The following is a 19,604-nucleotide window of genomic DNA, read 5'->3' as shown; positions in this document are numbered from 1 at the left end:
ATGACTAACACTTCGAATGGCGATAGCAGCGCCGACAATATCAATACCCGTCACCAGCGCCGCATGGAGCGCAAAAAAGCCCTGATGGATGAACGCATACAACAGGCCCAGCGTGAGACTGGCGTCTTGCTGGTCCATACCGGCAATGGCAAGGGTAAAAGTTCCAGTGCCTTTGGCATGGTGATGCGTGCGCTGGGACATGGCATGCAGGTCGGTGTGGTGCAGTTCATCAAGGGCGCGATGTCTACCGGCGAAGAAATTTTCCTGCGCCGCTTCCCGGATGAAGTGCAGTTCCATGCGATGGGCGAAGGCTATACCTGGGAAACCCAGAACCGTGAACGCGATATAGAAAAAGCCCAGCTCGCCTGGGAACAGGCCAAACGTTTTATGCAAGATCCGGCGATAGGCCTGGTGGTGCTGGATGAACTGAATATCGCACTCAAATATCATTATCTGGATGTACAACAGGTGATCGCTGATATCGATGCCCGTCCTGAAATGCAGCACGTAGTGGTGACCGGGCGCGGTGCTTTGCCGGAATTAATAGAAGTGGCCGATACCGTGACTGAAATGCAGATCGTCAAGCATGCATTTAAAGATGGAATCGTGGCGCAGGCAGGTGTGGAATGGTGAGCCATCAGGCCAAGGTGGTGCTGGTTTCGGCCATCGCTTCGGGACAAGGCAAGACCACCACCACCGCGGCGCTGGCACGCAAACTGGTGCGTGCCGGTCAGCGGGTAAGGGTGTTTAAAACGGGGCCGGATTTCATCGATCCTATGTTGCTGGAACGCGCCTGCGGTCATGCTGTATTGTCGCTGGATTTGTGGATGGTCGGGCATGCCGCGTCTCAAGCTTTGCTGGCGCAGGCTGCGATGGAAGCCGATGTGATCCTGATCGAAGGCGTGATGGGGCTGTATGACGGCCAGCCTTCATCAGCGGATTTAGCCCGTGCATTTGGCGTGCCGGTGTTAGCGGTGCTGGATGCATCTGCCATGGCGCAGACCGTGGGTGCGCTGGCATTGGGCTTACGCGATTACGGGCCGGTGCACTTAGCCGGAGTGATTGCCAACCGCATCGCATCGGCGGGTCATGCACAAATGGTGGCAGAAGCGATGCGTGATATCCCCTTGATCGGTACCCTGAGCCGTCAGGAGCAGCCCCTGCCGGAGCGTCATCTGGGGCTGGTGTTGCCGGATGAAGTCAGTCAACTCGATACCATCCTGGATCAGCTGGCGGAACAGTTACAGCTCGATATGCAGGCTTTTGCAGCCTTGCCGCTGACGACTTTTTCCGTACCTGAGACTGCGATTGAAAACATAACTCCTCTGGCTGGTAAAACCATCGCGATAGCACGCGATGCCGCCTTTGCGTTTATTTATCCAGCCAATTTGCTGTGCCTGCAGCAGGCCGGTGCCAGCCTGGTATTTTTCTCACCACTCGCAGATCAGGCAGTGCCTGACATGGCTGACGCGGTCTATCTGCCTGGCGGTTATCCTGAATTACATGCTGAACGCTTGTCGCAGGCATCGACCTGGAAGACATCGATACAGGCGCATCATGCAGCAGGCAAGCCGGTCTATGCAGAATGCGGCGGTATGATGGCGCTTACAGAAACGGTATGCGATCAGCAGGGTCTGAGCTGGCCCATGGCGGGTCTGTTACCCGGCACCGTCACGATGCAAAAGCGGCTGACTGCGCTGGGGCCGCAGTATCTGCCAGCCAGTGATGGTGAATTGCGCGGCCATACGTTTCACTTCTCCAGTTTCAGCACCAGTCTGACGGCGGCCACCCATGCAGTAAAGCAGCGTGATGCGCAGCAAGGCGAAGCGGTGTACCAGGTCGGTAATTTACGTGCCTCGTATTTTCATGCGTATTTTCCCTCGCATCCGGCAGCGATGGCACGCTTGCTGATGGGTGAGGCGCTATGAGCTGTACGCTGGTTTTCGGTGCTGCGCGTTCCGGTAAAAGCCGCTATGCCGAGCAACTGGCCGCACGCGCTGAGCAGGCCGGTCAACGCGTCGTGTATGTCGCCACAGCGGGAAGTCAGGATGGCGAAATGCAGCAGCGTATCGCCATGCACCGTGCACAACGCCCGGCACACTGGCTCACGGTGGAACAGCCGCTCGCGCTGGCGGAAGTACTTGCTCACTATGCGGCACCGGATTGCGTGATTCTGGTCGATTGCCTTACGGTATGGCTGTCGAATTGTTTGTTCGCCCAACAGCAGGAATTCCCTGAAGTCGGGCAAATCACTTTACCGGCGACCTGGCTCACCCAACGCGCTGCGCTGCTGGCGCAATTGGAACGGCAACCAGGCCAGGTAATCCTGGTATCGAATGAGGTCGGCATGGGCATCGTGCCTATGGGGGCGATTTCGCGTTGTTTCGTCGATGAGTCCGGCCGCTTGAATCAGGCGGTGGCGGCAATCGCAGAACAGGTGGTGTGGGTCGCAGCCGGATTACCTTTGTACCTGAAAGGGAGTCGCCCATGCTGATGCTGACCGGCCTCACACTATGCTGCGCATTGCTGCTGGGCGTGTTACTCGATTGCCTGCTGGGTGAGACCAGACGCTGGCATCCTTTGATTGGTTTCGGCAAGCTGGCCAGCCTGATTGAACAATGGCTCAATCATGCGAATGTCAGCCGCTTCAAAGGCGGCTTGGCCTGGGCCTTATGTGTATTACCCATCGTATTGCTGGTACAGGCAGCCTTGTATGCGGCCGCTTACACCAGTCTCTGGCTGGCCCCCTTGCTGCATGCGGCCTTGCTGTATGTGTGCCTGGGTTTGCGCAGTTTGCGTGAGCATAATTTACCGATACAGCAGGCGCTGGATGCAGGCGATCTGGAGCAGGCCAGACAACTGACCGGACGCATCGTCAGCCGTGATACCGCTGAGGCGGACGCCGCTTATTTATCCAAAGCCAGCGTCGAGTCTGTGCTGGAAAATGGTTGCGATGCGGTGTTTGGCACCTTGTTCTGGTTCCTGTTACTAGGCGGTGCGGGTGCAGTGTTGTACCGCTTGTCGAATACCCTGGATGCGATGTGGGGTTACCGCAGTCCGCGTTTTTTACGTTTTGGCTGTGTGGCGGCACGGGTAGACGATGTGCTCAATCTGATCCCGGCACGCTTGACTGCACTCAGTTATGCCTTACTCGGCAATACCCGTCTGGCCTTGCATTGCTGGCGCACCCAGACTGCGGCCTGGCCCAGTCCGAATGCGGGACCGGTGATGGCGGCCGGTGCCGGTGCGCTGGGCGTACAACTGGGTGGCAGCGCCCGGTATGACGGTCAGGATGAACAGCGTCCACCTTTAGGCGCAGGACGCAGTGCCGCGCCGTCGGATATTCTGGCTGCATGGCACCTGGTCTGGCACAGCACCTTGCTGTGGCTGGGTATCGCCGTGTTGCTCACGCTGGGCTTGGGACAGGGCGGAATATTCTATGCTTGAACATGGTGGCAATTTGCGCGATGCCGTTGCGCGTTATGGGCGGCCATTGGCGGACTGGGTCGATTTATCGACCGGCATTAATCCCGATTTTTATCCTGTCCCTGCGCTTAGCAACAATGCCTGGCACCGCTTGCCGGAAATATCGGATGCGCTGAATGCCGCAGCGTTGGCCTATTATCAGGCCCCGGCTTTACTTGCGGTAGCGGGCAGTCAGGCTGCGATTCAGGCCTTGCCGCGTTTGCGTGCAGCCAGCCGCGTGGTGGTGTCCGCTCCTTCGTATGCCGAGCACGCGCATCAATGGCGGCAGGCTGGCCATCAGGTTAGCGAGTGTCCTTTTTCTGAACTGGCACAGCAGCTCGCTGAGTGCGATGTGATGGTGATCTGCCAGCCGAATAATCCTACCGGCGCCTGGATCGCGCCAGCAGAGTTGCTGCAATGGGCGCAGCACTTGCATCAGCGCGGTGGCTGGCTGATTGTGGATGAAGCCTTCGGCGATACCTTCCCTGAGATCAGCCTGGCTGCGCATACTGAACATGCGCAGCAAGCTGGTCTGATCGTATTGCGCTCGGTCGGTAAATTTTTTGGACTGGCCGGACTGCGCCTGGGTTTTGTGACAGCGGCGCCGGAATTGCTGACGCGACTGGCTGACTGGCTGGGCCCTTGGGCTGTCAGCGGCCCGGCGCAGGAAGTGGCGCTGCGTGCACTCAGTGATCTGGAATGGCAACAGCAGACCCGTGCTCGTTTACGGTTGCAAGGCCAGCGTTTGCGTGAACTGCTACAGGCTCAACAATTAGCCAGCAGCGGTACGGACTTATTTCAATGGGTTTCTGCTCAGGACTTGCAGGGACAGACCGAAGCCTTATGGGAATGGCTGGCGCAGCGCGGAATCTGGACCCGCTATTTCGCACCGGGCCCGCAACGACCACACGGCATACGCTTTGGCCTGCCTGCCTCCGAGGCGGCCTGGCAGCGTTTAGAACTGGCTTTACAAGAATGGAAGATACAAGGATGAATACCTCTTTATGGTGGCAACTCGCATGGGTTGCGGTATTGGGCAGCAGTTTGCAATTGCCGGTTTCTGCTGCGACTGCATCGGCTTCAGCTGTAGCTTCGGTAGCATCAGCGACCCCAGCCGCGCAATTGACAGTCACTGATGATCTGGGACGTCAGGTCACGCTGAGCAAACCTGCACAACGTGTCATCAGTCTGGCGCCACATGTGACGGAACTGATTTTTGCTGCCGGTGCTGGCGATAAGATCGTCGCGACCGTCAGCTATAGCGACTTTCCGGAAGCGGCTAAAGCGATACCGCGCATTGGTGATTTACGTCAGCTGGATATGGAACGCATTCTGGCTGCCAAGCCGGATTTGATCGTGGTCTGGATGCATGGCGCGTTTGATCGTCAGCTGGAATTGCTGAAGCAATCCGGCGTGCCTTTCTTTTTCAGCGAACCGCATCAGATGGAACACATCCCCGAGACCCTGAGTAAGCTGGGACTGCTGATGGGGACCAGCAAAAAAGCGGAGCTGGCGGCAGCGGATTTTCGTCAGCAATGGCAGCAGATTGCGAGCCGCTATGCGCAAAAACCGGTAGTGCGCACTTTCTATCAGGTCTGGAATAAGCCGCTATACACACTCAATGAAAAACACATCATCAATGACGTTTTACGCAGTTGCGGCGGCGAAAATATCTACGGCAAGCTGGCAAGCACCGCACCGGTGGTCAGCATCGAATCGGTGCTGCAGGAAAATCCGGAACTGATACTGGCAGCAGAAAACAAAAAGCGTACTAGCCAGATGTTGGAACAGTGGAAGAGCTTCCCGACTTTGCTGGCCAACAAAAATCAGAATCTGGTGGCGGTCGATGGTGATTTAGTGAATCGCCCTGGTCCACGCCTGATCGAGGGCGCACGTGCCATGTGCGAAGCATTGGAACAAGCCCGACAGCACCGTCAGTCTGCCAGCCAGTCAGCCACACCTGTACAGAAAGTGAAGTCATGAGTTTATATCAGCGTATCGCCTGCTTATCGACTGAGGCGGTCGAAGTCATGTATGCGATTGGTGCCGAAGATCTGGTGGCCGGGATTTCCGGTTACACAGTCAGACCGGCGCGTGCACGTGAAGAGAAGCCCAAGATCAGTGGTTTTTCTTCTGCCAAAATCGACAAAATTCTGGCGGTCAGACCGGATCTGGTGGTCGCCTATTCGAATATGCAGGCAGAACTGAGCCGTGAACTGATCAGTGCCGGGGTAGAGGTTCACGCCTTCAATCAGCGTGATGTGGCGGGTATCCTGCATATGATACAAGTGCTGGCTACGCTGGCTGGAAAGGCAGAGGCTGGCCTGGCGCTGGTGGCTGAACTGGAGCAGCAGATCGCTGCCTGCCGGCGCGACACGACAGCATGGACACGGCGTCCCAAAGTGTATTTTGAAGAATGGAACGAACCGCTGATGTCGGGCATAGGCTGGGTCTCGGAATTAATCGAGATCGCTGGCGGTGAAGATGTGTTTGCAGACCGCGCTGTTTTCTACAGCGCGAAAGACCGCATTATTGCCGATCCCGATGAAGTAATACGACGCGCGCCCGACATCATCATCGCTTCCTGGTGCGGTAAAAAATTCCGGGCTGAACAGCTGATGGCGCGACCTGGCTGGGAGCAAATTCCTGCAGTCAGACATGGGCGTGTATTTGAGATTAAGTCACCCGATATTTTGTCGCCTGGCCCGGCTGCGATCCAGCAAGGTCTGCTGCAAATACAGGTGCTGATTGCCGACTGGCAGGCAGCTCAGAGCATGCTGTAACTGAACTGCATAGAAAGCAAATAGATGAAACTGACGACACTGATGGTGCAGGGCACGACTTCTGATGCCGGAAAAAGCACCGTGGTCGCGGCACTATGCCGCCTGTTGCAACGCCAGGGTGTGCGCGTGGCACCGATGAAGCCACAAAATATGGCGCTGAACAGTGCGGTGACGGTGGATGGCGGTGAAATCGGACGGGCGCAGGCATTGCAGGCGCAGGCAGCGGGCATACTGCCGCATACCGATATGAATCCGGTATTGCTGAAACCTTCTTCGGATACCGGCGCGCAAATTATTATCCACGGCAAAGTCCGCGCCGATATGCACGCACGTGACTATGACCAATACAAGACCGTTGCTATGGGTGCGGTGCTGGCATCCTATCAGCGCCTGCAACAGCAATATCAGGTGATTGTGGTGGAAGGCGCGGGCAGCCCGGCTGAGGTCAATCTACGCGAACGCGATATCGCAAATATGGGCTTTGCCGAGGCGGTCGATTGTCCTGTGATCCTGGTGGCAGATATCGACCGTGGCGGCGTGTTTGCGCATTTTCTGGGGACGCTGGCTTGTTTGTCTGCATCTGAGCAAAACCGCATTATCGGCTTTGTAATTAACCGCTTTCGCGGCGATATCAGTCTGCTGGAGCCGGGACTGCGCTGGCTGGAGGAAAAAACCGGTAAGCCAGTGCTGGCGGTGCTGCCTTATCTGCACGGGCTACAACTTGATGCCGAGGATGCGATTCAATCCAGTCAGCATGGCAGTGGCCGTTTCCGCATTATCGTGCCCGCCATCCCGCGTATTTCCAATCACACGGATTTCGATGCCTTGCGCGCGCATCCAGAAGTGGATTTGCAATTTATCGGCCCGGATCGGGTCATCCCTGCGGCAGATTTGATCATTTTGCCGGGCAGTAAAAATACCCGGGCTGATTTGGAATTTTTACGTCAGCAGGGCTGGGAAGCCGTGCTGCATAAGCATTTGCGCTATGGCGGCAAGCTGATCGGCATCTGTGGCGGTTATCAGATGCTGGGCCAGCAGATCAGCGATATGCATGGTGTTGAAGGCGCGCCTGGCATCACGTCGGGCTTCGGATTGCTCGATACGTTTACCGAATTGACCCGCGAAAAAAGGCTGCAGCAAGTCACGGGTCTGTGTGCTTTTACGCCTGATCCTGAGCAGGCGCGGGTTAGCGGCTATGAAATCCACATGGGGGTGACCCATGCCCGCAGCCAATTGGCAGCGGCGTTCAGGCTGGATGGGCAAACTGAAGGTGAAGGTGCAGTGTCTGCTGACGGTCAAATCCTGGGCAGCTATCTGCACGGCATGTTTGATCATCCTGAGGCCTGTCAGGCTTTGCTGCGCTGGGCCGGTTTACGCAGTGAGCACAGAGTCGATTTGGCTGCATTACGTGAACTCAGCATAGACCGCATTGCTGATGCGGCCGCACCTATACTCGATGCACTGGCGCGGCTAGACTGACAGCAAATGACTGTAAGCATGAGTCATTGAGCATCGTTTTTGACACAAAATTGGTGTCAGTAATTGAGCCAGATGCGGGGATTTTGTAATAAATCCTCGTTTTTCACGTCATTTAAAAATGATTCACAAATAAAATAATTAAATTAACAATCATTTTCAATTTCCGTGGGTAACTGCTTTTCGAAGGAATTTCAGGCTTATTGAGCGTGGAGAAGATTGCTTATTTTTGCATAGTCTATCTGAAGGCAACATTCCTGAAAGCATGATGAACATTGCGTCTCAGCATGATTGCCTGGATTTTTAGTGATGTGCAGAAAATGTATTTCAGCACAATTTCTTCAAGCTAAGGAAAACTCAGTCCAGGTAAAGGCAAGCAAGAAAAATAGAGAATTTCCTTGGAAATAATTAACATGGAGAAATGTAATTTCTTTGTGGAAATTGTAACTATTGGTAACTGTGATTAGCATAGCGAACTTCTTAAGTTAACTATCGAAATCAGGTACCGGAATGCGCTATCAATTTTCAGTCATGCCAGCTGCACGGGCTGTGCCAACGGCAATTTCTGTCACAGTTATGCCCGTGTTGAGCAGTATCTTGCTATTGTCACTGGCAGCTTGTGGCGGCAATCAGTCTGCACCTCAAATAAGCGCTGAGCAAAGTGGCAGCAATCTGAGTCTGGCTTTCGATAGTTTGCGTGCAGCCCCTGCAGCGCCATCTTCATGGTCAGCACCTATCCCGCTGTCGCTGGTGCCTGCAGCTGCCTCCAATTTGCCGGATGGGCATGTCTTGTTCTGGTCTGCCAATGACCGTTTCTCTTTTGGGGCCGGCGGGCAGACTTACTTTTCGAATTTTGATCCCCTCACCAATAAAGCGACAGAAACGCTGATCAGCGCTACCGGGCATGACATGTTTTGTCCGGGCACAGCATTACTTGGCGATGGCCGCTTGCTGGTGAATGGCGGTATCGATAGCGGCAAAACCAGTATCTACAACCCGGCCAACGCGAGCTGGACTGCCGCGCCCAACATGAATATCACCCGTGGTTACAACGCCTCGACCACCTTGGCAGATGGTTCGGTATTCACGCTGGGTGGTTCCTGGTCTGGTGGTGCCGGCAACAAGCATGGCGAAATCTGGGATAACGCGAATGGCTGGCGGCGCCTGAGTGGCGTGTCGGTCGCCAATATGTTGACCAATGACGCCGGTGGTGTGTACCGTGGTGACAATCATATGTGGCTGATCCCAACCGGCAATGGCAAAGTCTTGCATGCGGGGCCAAGCCGGAATATGAACTGGATAGATACCCGCGGCAATGGTTCGGTGTCACCGGCTGGACAACGTGCAGACGACGCTGATTCCATGAATGGAAACACCGTCATGTACGACGCTGGCAAGATACTCAAAGTTGGTGGAGCTAAAGATTACCAGGACGCCGACGCGAGCAATTCCGCTTACCTGATCAACACCAATGGCAGCTTATCCGTGCGCAAACTCGCTTCCATGAGTTACGCGCGCGCTTATTCCAACCTGGTGGTTCTGCCAGATGGAAAAGTGATGGTGATAGGTGGACAGACCCGTCCTGTACCGTTCTCCGATAACACCGCAGTATTGGCGCCCGAATTATGGGACCCGGTGACAGAAACTTTCACGACTTTGCCTGCCATGTCGGTACCGCGTGTGTATCACTCAGTCGCCTTGCTGATGCATGATGGACGTGTGTTGTCCGCTGGTGGTGGCCTGTGTGGCAATGGCTGTGCGGCCAATCACCAGGATATACAGATCTATACGCCATCTTATTTGTTGAATGCAGATGGTACAGCAGCTAATCGTCCGGTCTTGACGACGGTACCGGCAACAGCTGGTTACGGCAGTAATCTCAATGTCAGCGCGACTGACGGCATCGCAGCGTTTGCCTTGATACGCCTGTCGGCCACGACGCATACGGTCAACAATGATCAGCGCCGTATCGCACTTAGCTTTGCGCGCAGCGCGGCAGGGCAATACACGTTGAATATCCCGGGCAATCCTGGGATCTTATTGCCTGGTAATTACATGCTGTTCGGTTTAGATGCCAAAGGTGTGCCTTCGGTTGCGAAGACAATCAATATTCACGGAAACAATGCGCCTAAACTGCAAGCGCCTGACGACCAGTTTTCTAATACCGGTAGCAATGTTTCCTTAAATATTACGGCGACCGTAGCTGCACCTGGTGCGGTGAGTTTCCGTGCTACCGGATTGCCGCCAGGCTTGAGCATCAATGCGCAAAGCGGTGTGATTTCCGGTGTGGTGACACAGGCAGGCAACTATTCTGTCACTGTGTTTGCGCAGAGTAGCGGCGCGTATGTCAGCAGTGATTTTGTGTGGAATGTCGCCGCAGCAGGCAGTACCCGCTTTGTGAAACTGGTGCAGATGTCTGAGGTAGGCGGCAATCCCTGGGCCTCGATGGCGGAATTCAATTTGCTGGATCAGGATGGCAATTTGCTGCCACGCGCGGGCTGGAAGGTGAGTGCAGACAGTGCTGAAGCGCAGGCTGGTAATTATGGTCCGGCCAATGCCATCGACGGTGATCCGAATACGATTTGGCATACTGCCTGGACTGCCAACACCACAGCTGCACCACATTCCTTTGTGGTCGACCTGGGCAAAGCAACGCAGCTTAGTGCCTTCCGCTATTTACCCAGACCAGGTGGCGGTAACGGCACCATCGCCAGATTTTATTTTTATACCAGTGCCGATGGCGTGAACTGGGGTAATCCTGTCGCGGAAGGAAATCTGGCTGATTTCCAGAATAACGCCGCAGAGAAAACGATATATCTGAATAATCTGGCGCGTGGAAAAGCGACTTCACAGTCATCCATGTATCAGAATTTCGACAGCGCACGCGCAGTCGATGGCATCAGCGACGGCAATCTCGCCAATGGCAGCGTTACCCATACCGCAGGAACAGCCGCCAATGACTGGTGGCAGGCAGATCTCGGCAGCGTGCAAGACTTGAGCCGGGTGCGGATCTGGAATCGCAGCGATTGCTGTGCCGAACGCCTGGGTAATTTCTATGTATTTGCGTCGGCGCAGGACATGAGTGGCCGCAGCCTGAACAGTTTGCTGGCTGATACCGCAGTTACTAAGTCCTATTACGCCGGAGTCGCTCCATCCAATCTGTTACTGGACCTGAAAGCCAGCGGCCGTTACGTCAAAGTACAACTGGCTGGCACGAACTTCCTGCAACTCGCCGAAGTGCAGGTATATGGTCGCCCTGCAAACCGTGCGCCGACTTTAAATATGCCGACCTTCACCGGTGTGCAGCTGGGGCAGACCGTGAATCTGAACCTGCAGGCGAATGATCCTGATGGTGATACCCTGAGTTTTACCGCATCTGGTCTGCCTCCCGGTTTGGCCCTGAATGCAGCGACCGGACTGATCAGCGGCACTACGACGCGTGACGGCAGTTTCATGGTCAGTGCCAGTGTCAGCGATGGCCGTGGCGGTGTCGCATCACAAAACTTTGTGATGAATGTGACGCTGCCTGCGGCTGTGATTTCACCAATCAGCGTACAACCGCAAACCAGCGGATCGGCGGTCAGTTATCAGGTGAGCGCAACCGGTAGTGGACTGACTTATGCCTGGGATTTCGGCGATGGCAGTACCAATCCGAACACATTCAGCGCCAGCGCGACAACGACGCATCAATACACCCAGCCCGGGCTGTACCGCGTCACCGCGACAGTGAAAAACCTGTCCGGCATTATCTCCACCTATAGTTTCTATCAGGCGGTGACGACACCTGCGATTGCGGGGCAGGCGCGTGCATCAAGCGCGTTGCTGACGGAAAAACGCGCTGGTGGTGACCGCATTTGGGTGGTTAATCCGGACAATGACAGCGTAGCGGTGATGGATGCGCAAAATCTGCAGAAACTGGCTGAGATCGCGGTCGGTAAAGGGCCGCGCCAGCTGGCGCTGACGGCAGATGGCAAAGTGTGGGTCAGCAATCGCGATGCGGCCAGTCTGAGTGTGATTGATAGCGGGACGCTGAAAGTCAGTAATACCGTGGCCTTGCCTGTGGGTAGCCAGCCGTTTGGCATCGTCGCTGCGGCCAATGAAGCGCGCCTGTATGTCGCGCTGGAAGCGCTGGGCCAGGTGTGGCAAATCGACAGTGCGACTGGCAAGCAAATTGCGAGTCTCAGCGTCGGTGCCACGCCGCGTTATCTGAGTCTGCATCAGGATAGTGATCGCCTGCTGGTATCACGCTTTATCACGCCAGCGTTGCCCGGTGAAGGCACAGCCAAGGTGCAGACCACGGTCAATGGTGTCAATTATGGCGGTATCGTGGTGGTGGCAAATACGCATCCTCTGCGCCTGCAAAGCTCAGTGATCCTGCAGCACAGTGATAAACAGGATGCACAAACTCAGGGACGCGGCATACCCAATTATCTGGCTGCCGCTGCGATTGCACCGGATGGCAGTTCTGCCTGGATACCGTCCAAGCAGGACAATATACTGCGCGGTAGTTTGCGCGATGGAAAAAATCTCGATTTTCAGAACACGGTCAGAGCGATCAGCTCGCGCATTAACCTCAACAGCATGAAAGAGGATTACGCTGCCCGTGTTGATATCAACAGCACCGGCCTGGTCAGTGCGGTTGCGTTTCATCCGGGTGGTGCGTATCTGTTCCTCGCATTGGAAAACACCAGACAGATCGCGGTGCTTGATCCGGTTGGCGCACGCGAAATGTTCCGCTTTGATGCAGGGCGCGCACCACAGGGACTGAGTTTTTCCAGTGATGGCAATGTGCTGTTCGTTAATAATTTTATGGATCGCACGGTCAGTCGTTTCGATCTGACACCGATGCTGCAGCGTGGGCAAATGCAGGTGGGTGCAGTGCAAGTGGCATCCACCATCGCGGCCGAAAAACTCAGTGCTCAGGTATTGATCGGGAAACAGCATTTCTATGATGCGCGTGATCCGCGTCTGGCGCGTGGCGGCTGGCTCAGCTGTACCGCTTGCCACAGCGAGGCTGGAACCGATGGCCGTACCTGGGACTTTACCGGTTTAGGCGAGGGCTTACGCAATACCATCAGCCTGCGTGGCCGCGCCGGTGGCCAGATGAATCTGCACTGGTCGGGAAATTTTGACGAGCTACAGGATTTTGAATCTCAGATCCGCAGCTTTGCCCAGGGCACAGGATTGATGAAGGATGCAGATTACAATGCCGGCACCCGGAATCAGCCCTTAGGTGATAAAAAGGCTGGTCTCAGCGCTGATCTGGATGCATTGGCGGCTTACATGGCATCCTTGCGCCAGGTTGATGCCAGCCCTTACCGAAATCCGGATAATTCGCTGACCGTGGATGGCAAGGCGGGGCGCAGTCTGTTCAATACTTACTGTGCATCCTGTCACACCGGTGTGAACTTTACGGTCAGTGGTACGGCGTTGGGCAAGTTGTATAACATCGGCACCCTCAAAGCCAGCAGCGGCCAGCGTCAGGGTACGCCTTTGACTGGTCTGGATGTGCCGACTTTACGCGATGTCTGGGACACGGCACCTTATTTGCATGATGGCTCCGCAGCGACCATACAGCAGGCGATTGCAGCGCATAATCCTGCGACCATCAATGCGGCCAATCCTCCATTGTTGGGTGCTGGTGCGCAAAAAATGCGTGCCTTTACGGATGCTGAGCTCAATCAGTTAGCGGCTTTCGTTAAGCAAATCGGCAATGCAGAACTGGCTGGTGGCGCGGTCCGTTATGTGAAACTGGAACAACTGGGCGAGGTGAATAACAATGCCTGGGGTTCGATGGCGGAATTTAATCTGGTCAATGAGCAGGGTGCTTTGCTAGCGCGCAGCAATTGGAAGGCCAGTGCAGACAGCGTAGAACTGCAAGGCGAAAACGGTGCTGCTGCCAATGCGATTGACGGAAACAAAGACAGCATCTGGCATACCCAGTGGCAAACGGCCAATCCACGCCCGCCACATTGGTTCCAGGTCGATCTGGGCGCAGCACAAGAAGTCGCTGGCTTCCGTTATCTGCCACGTGCAGGGGGTGGCAATGGCACCATGAGTCTGGTCAATTTCTATGTCAGCAGCGACGGTGTGAACTGGGGCGACCCAGCCTGGCAGGGCGATTTCCGGCAACTCAATGCGGATAACGCTGCTGAAAAATCCGTGCTGTTTGCTAACATCGGCAATCCAGCGGCTGGTTTGCAGGCGAAAGCAGCCATGGCAGCGGATACACCGGTAGCACAGTTGCAGCAGTTTGCGAGTCAGGCATGGTCCAATGTGCAGCAGCAATGGAGCCGCTTGCTGGATTGGATAGGCGCACGATGAGCCAGCGCTACACACCGCTCAAACGGCGGCTGTTGGCCGCGCTGTGCGCACCGCTGCTGTTAGTGGCGACGGGCAGCTATGCGAACCAGAATGACACTGACTTGGGTAGAAAACTGTACACGGGTCAGCTTCCTGTTACTGCACAACTCAGAGGGCAGGATATCGCATTGCCGCCCATGGCCAGCCGCTGTGTGAATTGCCATAGCAATGCTTCCAGCCAGGCGTCCGGCAAAACGAATGCGGCCACGGATAAGCTGGCGCAGAATTTTGGTCCGGCCTTAGAGGCAGGCGTGCTGCGTAACAGGCAGTCACGCCGTGGCGGCCCGGCCTCCAGCTATGAGTTGGGTAGTTTTTGCCGGGTACTCAGAACCGGCATCGATCCCGCGCATATACTCATTTCCAGAAATATGCCGGTTTTTCAAATTAACGATGAACAGTGTGAAGCGCTATGGCAATTCCTGAATCAGACGCGCTGAGCGGGCGGCGTCAGTTTGTATTGCAGGCTGCAGCGCTGTGTCTGCCCGCCTGGGTGCAGGCTGCACCGCCTTCGCATGATCCATTTGGCTTTATCCGGCCACCACGTCGCTTACCTGACATCAGCGTGCTGAACAGTGCAAATCAGCGCATCGCTTTGCAGCGGCTGTTAACAGGGAAAGTCACGGCTGTGCAACTCATGTTCACAGGGTGTAGCGCGATTTGTCCGCTGCAGGGTGCTTTGTTTGCTGCGGTGGCAGCTAAGATGTCCAGTCAGGATAAAGACTTGCAGCTGATTTCCCTGAGCATAGACCCCTTGACGGATACGGCAGCGGCGATGCGGCAATGGCGTGAGCAGTTTGCCGCCCATCCTTTGTGGCAGGTATTGGCACCGCGTGAACAGGACTTGTCAGCCATACTGGCTTTATTGAAGGGGCAGATTGTGGGGAATGAGCGGCATTCAGGAAATATCTTTTTGTTCGACCGCCAGGCGCAGCTAGTCTACAAAACGGCAGAAATGCCGCCAGCATCCCATGTGCTGGAGATGCTGCATGCTTTCGCCGGGCGCAAAACCTGAGTATTAAGAATTCTCTTCCTGGCTGGCTTTCCATTCTTCCGCCAGCTCAGCGGCTTTTTCTACGTCTGCGGCAGACATGGATTGCTGAGCGAATTCGCGGAACACCGCAGCCTCGCTATAGTCGCCCGCGAGTTCCATCCATTTATAGCCTTCGACCTGATTCACTTCCATGCCCTTGCCTTTGAAGTACATCAGGCCCAGCTGATACTGTGCGCTGGCATTGCCCTGATCGGCAGCTTTCTGGAATAAGTCGCGGGCTTTGTTGTAGTCTCGCGGCACACCATTGCCGGTCACGTACAAGACGCCCAGGCTGTATTGCGCATCCGGATAATTCTGTTCAGCTGCCTTATTGAACCAGGTGACAGCGGCATCATAGTCAGGACGCACACCTTTGCCTTTGGCGTACATGCGCGCCAGATTGGTTTGGGCACGCGGATTATTCTGCTCGGCTGATTTCGAGAACCAGGCAAATGCTTGCTCGTAGTCTTCGTCCACCCCTTCCGCATTCAGATACATTAAGCCCAGGTTGAACTGGGCATCCGCATTGCCTTCCTCTGCTGCTTCCAGAAAGGCTGCTGCTGCCTCTGGGAAATCCTGCTCTTCATACAGCGCAACACCATCGTCAAAGCTATTGGCATGGGCCATATGCAGGGAAAAGCCAGCTGCGCACAGCGCGGCAACGAGGAGTAGGGGTTTCAATGTGAGCTTGTTCATGATGTGCCAGCCGGAAGTCAAACTGAGATAAGTCATTGTAGTGCGTATGGGCAAGATGGAGAAGAAAATAAATAGTGATCTAAGGCAATATTTTGTTAAATATGTTGACTCTTGGCGGCATTCACTGCGAACCACAGCTAAGTGCGGAAAGCGTCTGTGATGAAAGCCGCAAGAAAGCTGCAGCAGATGGCAGATTATTATTCATAGTGGCAATTGTCTTGTTATTATCAGCATGCTGTGCGGCACATCAATAAACAGGTGCATGGGTTTGCAGGCCGGCAGGCTTGCAGCTATTGCTGATCATGAAACGGGAACGCTATGTATGCTTTATCCATCCGGCGCGGCTTGGGGCCACTGTTAGCTTTGATGCTGTTATGTCTGGCGTCTGTTGTCTGCGCTGCAGAGGATGCGGGCAAAAACAGCATCCCGCATCCGGCCGAAGTCAGACTGCAGATATTTAACCGCCAGATACTGACGCTCAGAGCCAGCGTACTTGGCATGACGCCGGAAGACAGGATGCAGCGCGCCCGGGCAAGAATTGAACAACAGCTGGAAAAACCTGGACGCCATGAAGTCGGTCTCAGTCATGTATCACCCGGTGTTCTGGTGCAGATAGATGGCAGCGGCAGCTTTTATATCGCGCCGGAAGATGTCGATCCTTTTCAGCAGGAAACGCTGGACAGCGTCAGCCAGCAGGCAAAACAGGCCCTGCAACTGGCTATTACCGAGTATGAAGAAAGCAGGAATCTGCGCAGTATGCTGCATGCAGCGCTATATGCGCTGGTGGCGACGCTGGCATATGTGGGCTTACTGTGGGCGGTCTGGAAGTTGCGCCGCATTGTGATGCGCCGCAGCCTGATCTTCGCTAACGCAAAACTGGCGGAACTGCATGACGTTGGTTCCGCGTTGATTAAACGTGAGCGTTTGCATTGGCTGATCCAGAAACTTAGCCAGGTGCTGAGTTGGGGGCTCAGTCTGTTACTCAGCTATCAGTGGCTGGGTGTGCTGATGTCGTTGTTTCCTTTTACCCGTCCTTGGGGCGAGCAGTTGAATGCCTATCTGTTTGGGCTGGTGCTGACACTGGGGGGCGCCATACTCAAAGCGATCCCGGACTTATTTGTTGCAGTAGTGATTTTTGGATTGGCAAAACTGTTCACGCATGCGATGGGGCGGTTTTTTGACCTGGTTAAGAACCGCCAAATTGAGGTGGATTGGCTGGATGCTGATCTGGTGGGACCGACGCGTAAAATCGCGACCATCGCAGTCTGGCTGTTTGCGCTGACGATGGCCTATCCGTATTTGCCAGGTTCAGGAACCGAGGCCTTTAAAGGGGTATCGGTATTAGTTGGCCTGATGATTTCGCTCGGTGCCTCCAGCCTGGTCGGGCAGGCTGCCAGTGGCCTGATCCTGACTTATTCACGGGTCTATCGTAAAGGTGAGTTTATCCGTGTGGCCGAGCATGAAGGCACCATCACCGATTTGGGTATGTTTACGACCCGCATCCGCAATGGTATGGGGGTCGAGCTGACGCTGCCGAATTCTTTTGTGCTGAATAATGTGACTAAAAATTATTCGCGCGTGGTCGGTGGCGATGGCTTTGTGATTGATACCAAAGTCACGATAGGCTATGACACGCCCTGGCGTCAGGTTGAAGCGATGCTGATAGAGGCGGCCAGCCGCACACAAGGTGTGCAAACCCATCCTGCACCTAAAGTTTTTCAGACTGCCTTGTCCGATTTTTACCCCGAGTATCTGCTGATTTGTCATGCCATCCCGACCGAGCCGCGACCACGGGCCGAGGTGATCAATCTGCTGCATGCCAATATTCAGGATGTATTCAATACCTACGGCGTACAGATTATGTCACCGCATTATCTGGGCGATCCTGGACATGAAAAAGTAGTGCCTAAGCAGGATTGGTTTAAGGCACCGGCCAGCTCAGAATAAACTGGCTTGCGCCGGCGGCTTGGTATCAACTGGCTGACCCCACATCTTATCTGCCGGGTAAAGCTGCAGCATGTTGCGGGCTTGTTCCAGGTCGCGGCAATGCAGCCAGGCATCGATGTTTTCTGCGGGCAGTATCACCAGTGAGCGCTTCTCTTCACCCGGCGGATGAAAGCGCTTCATCAATGGATGTTGGTCTGCATTGATGGTGATTTGAGTGAATGAATAGCTGAGCAGCTTATCCACACTTTCCCAGGCTTGAAACAGGCCTGCCACCACGAAATCATCCTGATCCCGCACCCCGATATGCCAGCGCTGCGCTTTACCCGACTCATAATTAGGTTCAAAAAAATTCTGCATAGGTACGACGCAGCGTTGACCATGCTGCCAGGCAGACCGATAAGATTTCAGGCTGGCGATGGTTTCAGCACGTGCGTTCATGGTGCTGTAGCGCTTGCTGCCTGGCGCGAACTGATGCTTGGGCAACATGCCATAACTGGCTGAAATGCAGGCTCGTCCTGCACTGGCATCAGCAATGATGACCGGGGCGGCATCATCTTGCCAGACTTCGTTTTTCCAAACGCAGGATGCCGGCGGCTGTACAGAAAATGCAGTGTTGAGCTGATCCTTGCGGCTAGGCGTGAAGTTGACACACATGTTCAGCCTCCGGTTTCGGTACTGACCTGATCCCAGTCATCTTCATTGTCGTAAGCGATCAGCCAGTTAGCCGCTTGATGCCAGGCCAGTACGCTGGCTGAATGCAGTCTGCCTGGCGTAGGTTTGTTGGTGATGTGGGCATGCCGCACGGACCAGTGCAAACGATAAAGTAAATCAGCCCAGTCCAGCAATTCAGATTTACTGCGCAGGCGTAGTGAAGCAGGGGCCGAAGCTGGACTGTTCGCGGTCTCGAATAGATGGTGGGTCATACTCAGGTCGGCTAAGCGCTCAGCCCGGTCAGGCATACCTGGTGCGGGCTGCAGGCCGGTTGCCCATTGCAGGAAATGCAGCGCATAGTTGCAATGCATGGCGAAGTCAGGCAGCGCAGCTGGCTGCTGTTGGTGGGCTATCCAGGCTTGTTCCTGTGCCGACAGAATGTGCTGCAGATTATGCTTAGTGATCAGATTGTTCAGATCCGCTTGCTGCTCAGGCTGGGCAGCCAGGCAACACAGATGGAGAGCCAGTAAACGATCGCGCAATTGTTCCCTGCTGCGCAGCGTGACCTCGTCTTCGCTTTCTATCAGTGGTAATTGCAGATTGATGCGTATGCCACGCTTATGCAGTGTGAGTTCTGAGAGTTCTTTGCGTAGTTCCGGAGATTTCATGGTCATGCAGGAGAAAATGGGTGCGGAATTGTACCAGCCTCTGCCTGCATGAATGATGGGAGTGTTATTGATTTTCTTACCGTACAGCTAAGCTGAAATCTGAGTTGCCAGCTTAGCTGACCTATGAGCTTAGCTCTGCACTTAGCTCAGTTCAGGACACGCTTTTACGGCGTGACATCAGCATGATCAGCCCAGCCAGGATCAGGAAGGGCAGTAACAGGGGCGCCAGCGCAAAACAGACAGCCAGTACGACTGCGGCAAATACCAGCACCATAACTGCCGACAGACTGGCAAAGACCAAACCCGTAATCAGCAAGGCAAAAAAACTCGCGCCCAAGCCTATCAGGATGCCAAAAAAGCCTAGTCCCCAGCCGACGACACCACCGACTTCTTCATCATCCCAGACGACATGGGTTTCTGGCGAAAGTTGAAAAATTAAGGCCAGGATGGCTGCGCAAGTCAGGATGCCAAATGCAATATAAGTTTTTTTCGTTTTCATGATTTTGCTCCTTGTACTGAGTGTGG

The 19,604-nt window shown here is 54.9% G+C and carries 16 protein-coding genes; 12 read left to right on the top strand and 4 right to left on the bottom strand.

Features of this window, described 5'->3' with window-relative positions:
- The 11 genes from cobO to EYB48_RS14605 all read left to right on the top strand — a co-directional run bounded on the left by cobO (position 1) and on the right by EYB48_RS14605 (position 15,099).
- Positions 1-633 carry a cob(I)yrinic acid a,c-diamide adenosyltransferase gene (gene cobO / locus EYB48_RS14655; RefSeq protein ID WP_162021121.1) on the top strand — a complete coding sequence of 211 codons (633 nt, stop codon included), beginning with the start codon at positions 1-3 and terminating at the stop codon, positions 631-633.
- Positions 627-1,928 (top strand): cobyrinate a,c-diamide synthase, encoded by a 1,302-nt coding sequence (locus EYB48_RS14650; protein ID WP_162021120.1) that lies wholly within the window; start codon positions 627-629, stop codon positions 1,926-1,928. Before cobO ends, EYB48_RS14650 begins: the two co-directional genes overlap by 7 nt.
- Entirely contained in the window at positions 1,925-2,494 is a 570-nt protein-coding gene (gene cobU / locus EYB48_RS14645; RefSeq protein WP_162021119.1) for a bifunctional adenosylcobinamide kinase/adenosylcobinamide-phosphate guanylyltransferase, read from the top strand. The genes EYB48_RS14650 and cobU overlap by 4 nt, the downstream gene beginning before the upstream one ends.
- Positions 2,494-3,447, top strand: coding sequence for an adenosylcobinamide-phosphate synthase CbiB (gene cbiB / locus EYB48_RS14640; protein ID WP_162021278.1), 954 nt, complete (start codon positions 2,494-2,496; stop codon positions 3,445-3,447). The genes cobU and cbiB overlap by 1 nt, the downstream gene beginning before the upstream one ends.
- Complete coding sequence (gene cobD, locus EYB48_RS14635) at positions 3,440-4,459, top strand: threonine-phosphate decarboxylase CobD (RefSeq protein WP_162021118.1); 1,020 nt, start codon at positions 3,440-3,442, stop codon at positions 4,457-4,459. The genes cbiB and cobD overlap by 8 nt, the downstream gene beginning before the upstream one ends.
- Positions 4,456-5,448: a cobalamin-binding protein gene (locus tag EYB48_RS14630; protein WP_162021117.1), complete on the top strand. Its 993-nt coding sequence runs from the start codon at positions 4,456-4,458 to the stop codon at positions 5,446-5,448. The genes cobD and EYB48_RS14630 overlap by 4 nt, the downstream gene beginning before the upstream one ends.
- On the top strand, positions 5,445-6,248 hold the full coding sequence (locus EYB48_RS14625; RefSeq protein WP_162021116.1) for a cobalamin-binding protein: 804 nt from the start codon (positions 5,445-5,447) through the stop codon (positions 6,246-6,248). The genes EYB48_RS14630 and EYB48_RS14625 overlap by 4 nt, the downstream gene beginning before the upstream one ends.
- Positions 6,249-6,272: 24 nt before the next feature.
- A complete protein-coding gene (locus EYB48_RS14620) occupies positions 6,273-7,727 on the top strand; it encodes a cobyric acid synthase (RefSeq protein WP_235935175.1) in 1,455 nt (484 codons plus the stop codon).
- 507 nt (positions 7,728-8,234) lie between these two features.
- Entirely contained in the window at positions 8,235-14,048 is a 5,814-nt protein-coding gene (locus tag EYB48_RS14615; RefSeq protein ID WP_162021115.1) for a discoidin domain-containing protein, read from the top strand.
- Complete coding sequence (locus tag EYB48_RS14610; RefSeq protein ID WP_162021114.1) at positions 14,045-14,524, top strand: hypothetical protein; 480 nt, start codon at positions 14,045-14,047, stop codon at positions 14,522-14,524. The genes EYB48_RS14615 and EYB48_RS14610 overlap by 4 nt, the downstream gene beginning before the upstream one ends.
- A complete protein-coding gene (locus EYB48_RS14605; RefSeq protein ID WP_162021113.1) occupies positions 14,497-15,099 on the top strand; it encodes an SCO family protein in 603 nt (200 codons plus the stop codon). The genes EYB48_RS14610 and EYB48_RS14605 overlap by 28 nt, the downstream gene beginning before the upstream one ends.
- A 3-nt stretch (positions 15,100-15,102) precedes the next feature.
- On the opposite strand, the gene EYB48_RS14600 is transcribed toward EYB48_RS14605, so the two are convergent.
- Positions 15,103-15,849, bottom strand: a complete 747-nt coding sequence (locus EYB48_RS14600; RefSeq protein WP_162021112.1) for a tetratricopeptide repeat protein — start codon at positions 15,847-15,849, stop codon at positions 15,103-15,105.
- A gap of 282 nt (positions 15,850-16,131) precedes the next feature.
- Here EYB48_RS14600 and EYB48_RS14595 point away from each other — a divergent pair, with 282 nt between their 5' ends.
- Positions 16,132-17,760: a mechanosensitive ion channel family protein gene (locus EYB48_RS14595; protein WP_162021111.1), complete on the top strand. Its 1,629-nt coding sequence runs from the start codon at positions 16,132-16,134 to the stop codon at positions 17,758-17,760.
- Here the strand turns inward: EYB48_RS14595 and EYB48_RS14590 are convergent.
- The 3 genes from EYB48_RS14590 to EYB48_RS14580 all read right to left on the bottom strand — a co-directional run bounded on the left by EYB48_RS14590 (position 17,752) and on the right by EYB48_RS14580 (position 19,578).
- Positions 17,752-18,414, bottom strand: coding sequence for an SOS response-associated peptidase (locus EYB48_RS14590; RefSeq protein WP_162021110.1), 663 nt, complete (start codon positions 18,412-18,414; stop codon positions 17,752-17,754). The two genes, EYB48_RS14595 and EYB48_RS14590, sit on opposite strands and share 9 nt — an antisense overlap.
- Before the next feature lie 2 nt (positions 18,415-18,416).
- Positions 18,417-19,079, bottom strand: a complete 663-nt coding sequence (locus tag EYB48_RS14585) for a DUF4272 domain-containing protein (protein ID WP_162021109.1) — start codon at positions 19,077-19,079, stop codon at positions 18,417-18,419.
- A 151-nt stretch (positions 19,080-19,230) separates the two neighbouring features.
- Positions 19,231-19,578, bottom strand: a complete 348-nt coding sequence (locus EYB48_RS14580; protein WP_162021108.1) for a hypothetical protein — start codon at positions 19,576-19,578, stop codon at positions 19,231-19,233.
- Positions 19,579-19,604 lie beyond the last annotated feature (26 nt).

It is taken from the genome of Cognatundibacterium crateris, from assembly GCF_010078235.1.
In the GTDB taxonomy this organism is placed as follows: domain Bacteria; phylum Pseudomonadota; class Gammaproteobacteria; order Burkholderiales; family Burkholderiaceae_D; genus Undibacterium; species Undibacterium crateris.
Note: the sequence above shows the minus strand (reverse complement) of the source record. Positions and strands in the feature narration are given on the sequence as shown.

What these genes read in the sequence shown, in the direction of transcription:
- cobO (WP_162021121.1), top strand. Translation starts at nt 1, where the DNA reads ATGACTAACACTTCGAATGGCGATAGCAGCGCCGACAATATCAATACC.
- EYB48_RS14650 (WP_162021120.1), top strand. Translation starts at nt 627, where the DNA reads ATGGTGAGCCATCAGGCCAAGGTGGTGCTGGTTTCGGCCATCGCTTCG.
- cobU (WP_162021119.1), top strand. Translation starts at nt 1,925, where the DNA reads ATGAGCTGTACGCTGGTTTTCGGTGCTGCGCGTTCCGGTAAAAGCCGC.
- cbiB (WP_162021278.1), top strand. Translation starts at nt 2,494, where the DNA reads ATGCTGACCGGCCTCACACTATGCTGCGCATTGCTGCTGGGCGTGTTA.
- cobD (WP_162021118.1), top strand. Translation starts at nt 3,440, where the DNA reads ATGCTTGAACATGGTGGCAATTTGCGCGATGCCGTTGCGCGTTATGGG.
- EYB48_RS14630 (WP_162021117.1), top strand. Translation starts at nt 4,456, where the DNA reads ATGAATACCTCTTTATGGTGGCAACTCGCATGGGTTGCGGTATTGGGC.
- EYB48_RS14625 (WP_162021116.1), top strand. Translation starts at nt 5,445, where the DNA reads ATGAGTTTATATCAGCGTATCGCCTGCTTATCGACTGAGGCGGTCGAA.
- EYB48_RS14620 (WP_235935175.1), top strand. Translation starts at nt 6,273, where the DNA reads ATGAAACTGACGACACTGATGGTGCAGGGCACGACTTCTGATGCCGGA.
- EYB48_RS14615 (WP_162021115.1), top strand. Translation starts at nt 8,235, where the DNA reads ATGCGCTATCAATTTTCAGTCATGCCAGCTGCACGGGCTGTGCCAACG.
- EYB48_RS14610 (WP_162021114.1), top strand. Translation starts at nt 14,045, where the DNA reads ATGAGCCAGCGCTACACACCGCTCAAACGGCGGCTGTTGGCCGCGCTG.
- EYB48_RS14605 (WP_162021113.1), top strand. Translation starts at nt 14,497, where the DNA reads ATGGCAATTCCTGAATCAGACGCGCTGAGCGGGCGGCGTCAGTTTGTA.
- EYB48_RS14600 (WP_162021112.1), bottom strand. Translation starts at nt 15,849, where the DNA reads ATGACTTATCTCAGTTTGACTTCCGGCTGGCACATCATGAACAAGCTC.
- EYB48_RS14595 (WP_162021111.1), top strand. Translation starts at nt 16,132, where the DNA reads ATGTATGCTTTATCCATCCGGCGCGGCTTGGGGCCACTGTTAGCTTTG.
- EYB48_RS14590 (WP_162021110.1), bottom strand. Translation starts at nt 18,414, where the DNA reads ATGTGTGTCAACTTCACGCCTAGCCGCAAGGATCAGCTCAACACTGCA.
- EYB48_RS14585 (WP_162021109.1), bottom strand. Translation starts at nt 19,079, where the DNA reads ATGAAATCTCCGGAACTACGCAAAGAACTCTCAGAACTCACACTGCAT.
- EYB48_RS14580 (WP_162021108.1), bottom strand. Translation starts at nt 19,578, where the DNA reads ATGAAAACGAAAAAAACTTATATTGCATTTGGCATCCTGACTTGCGCA.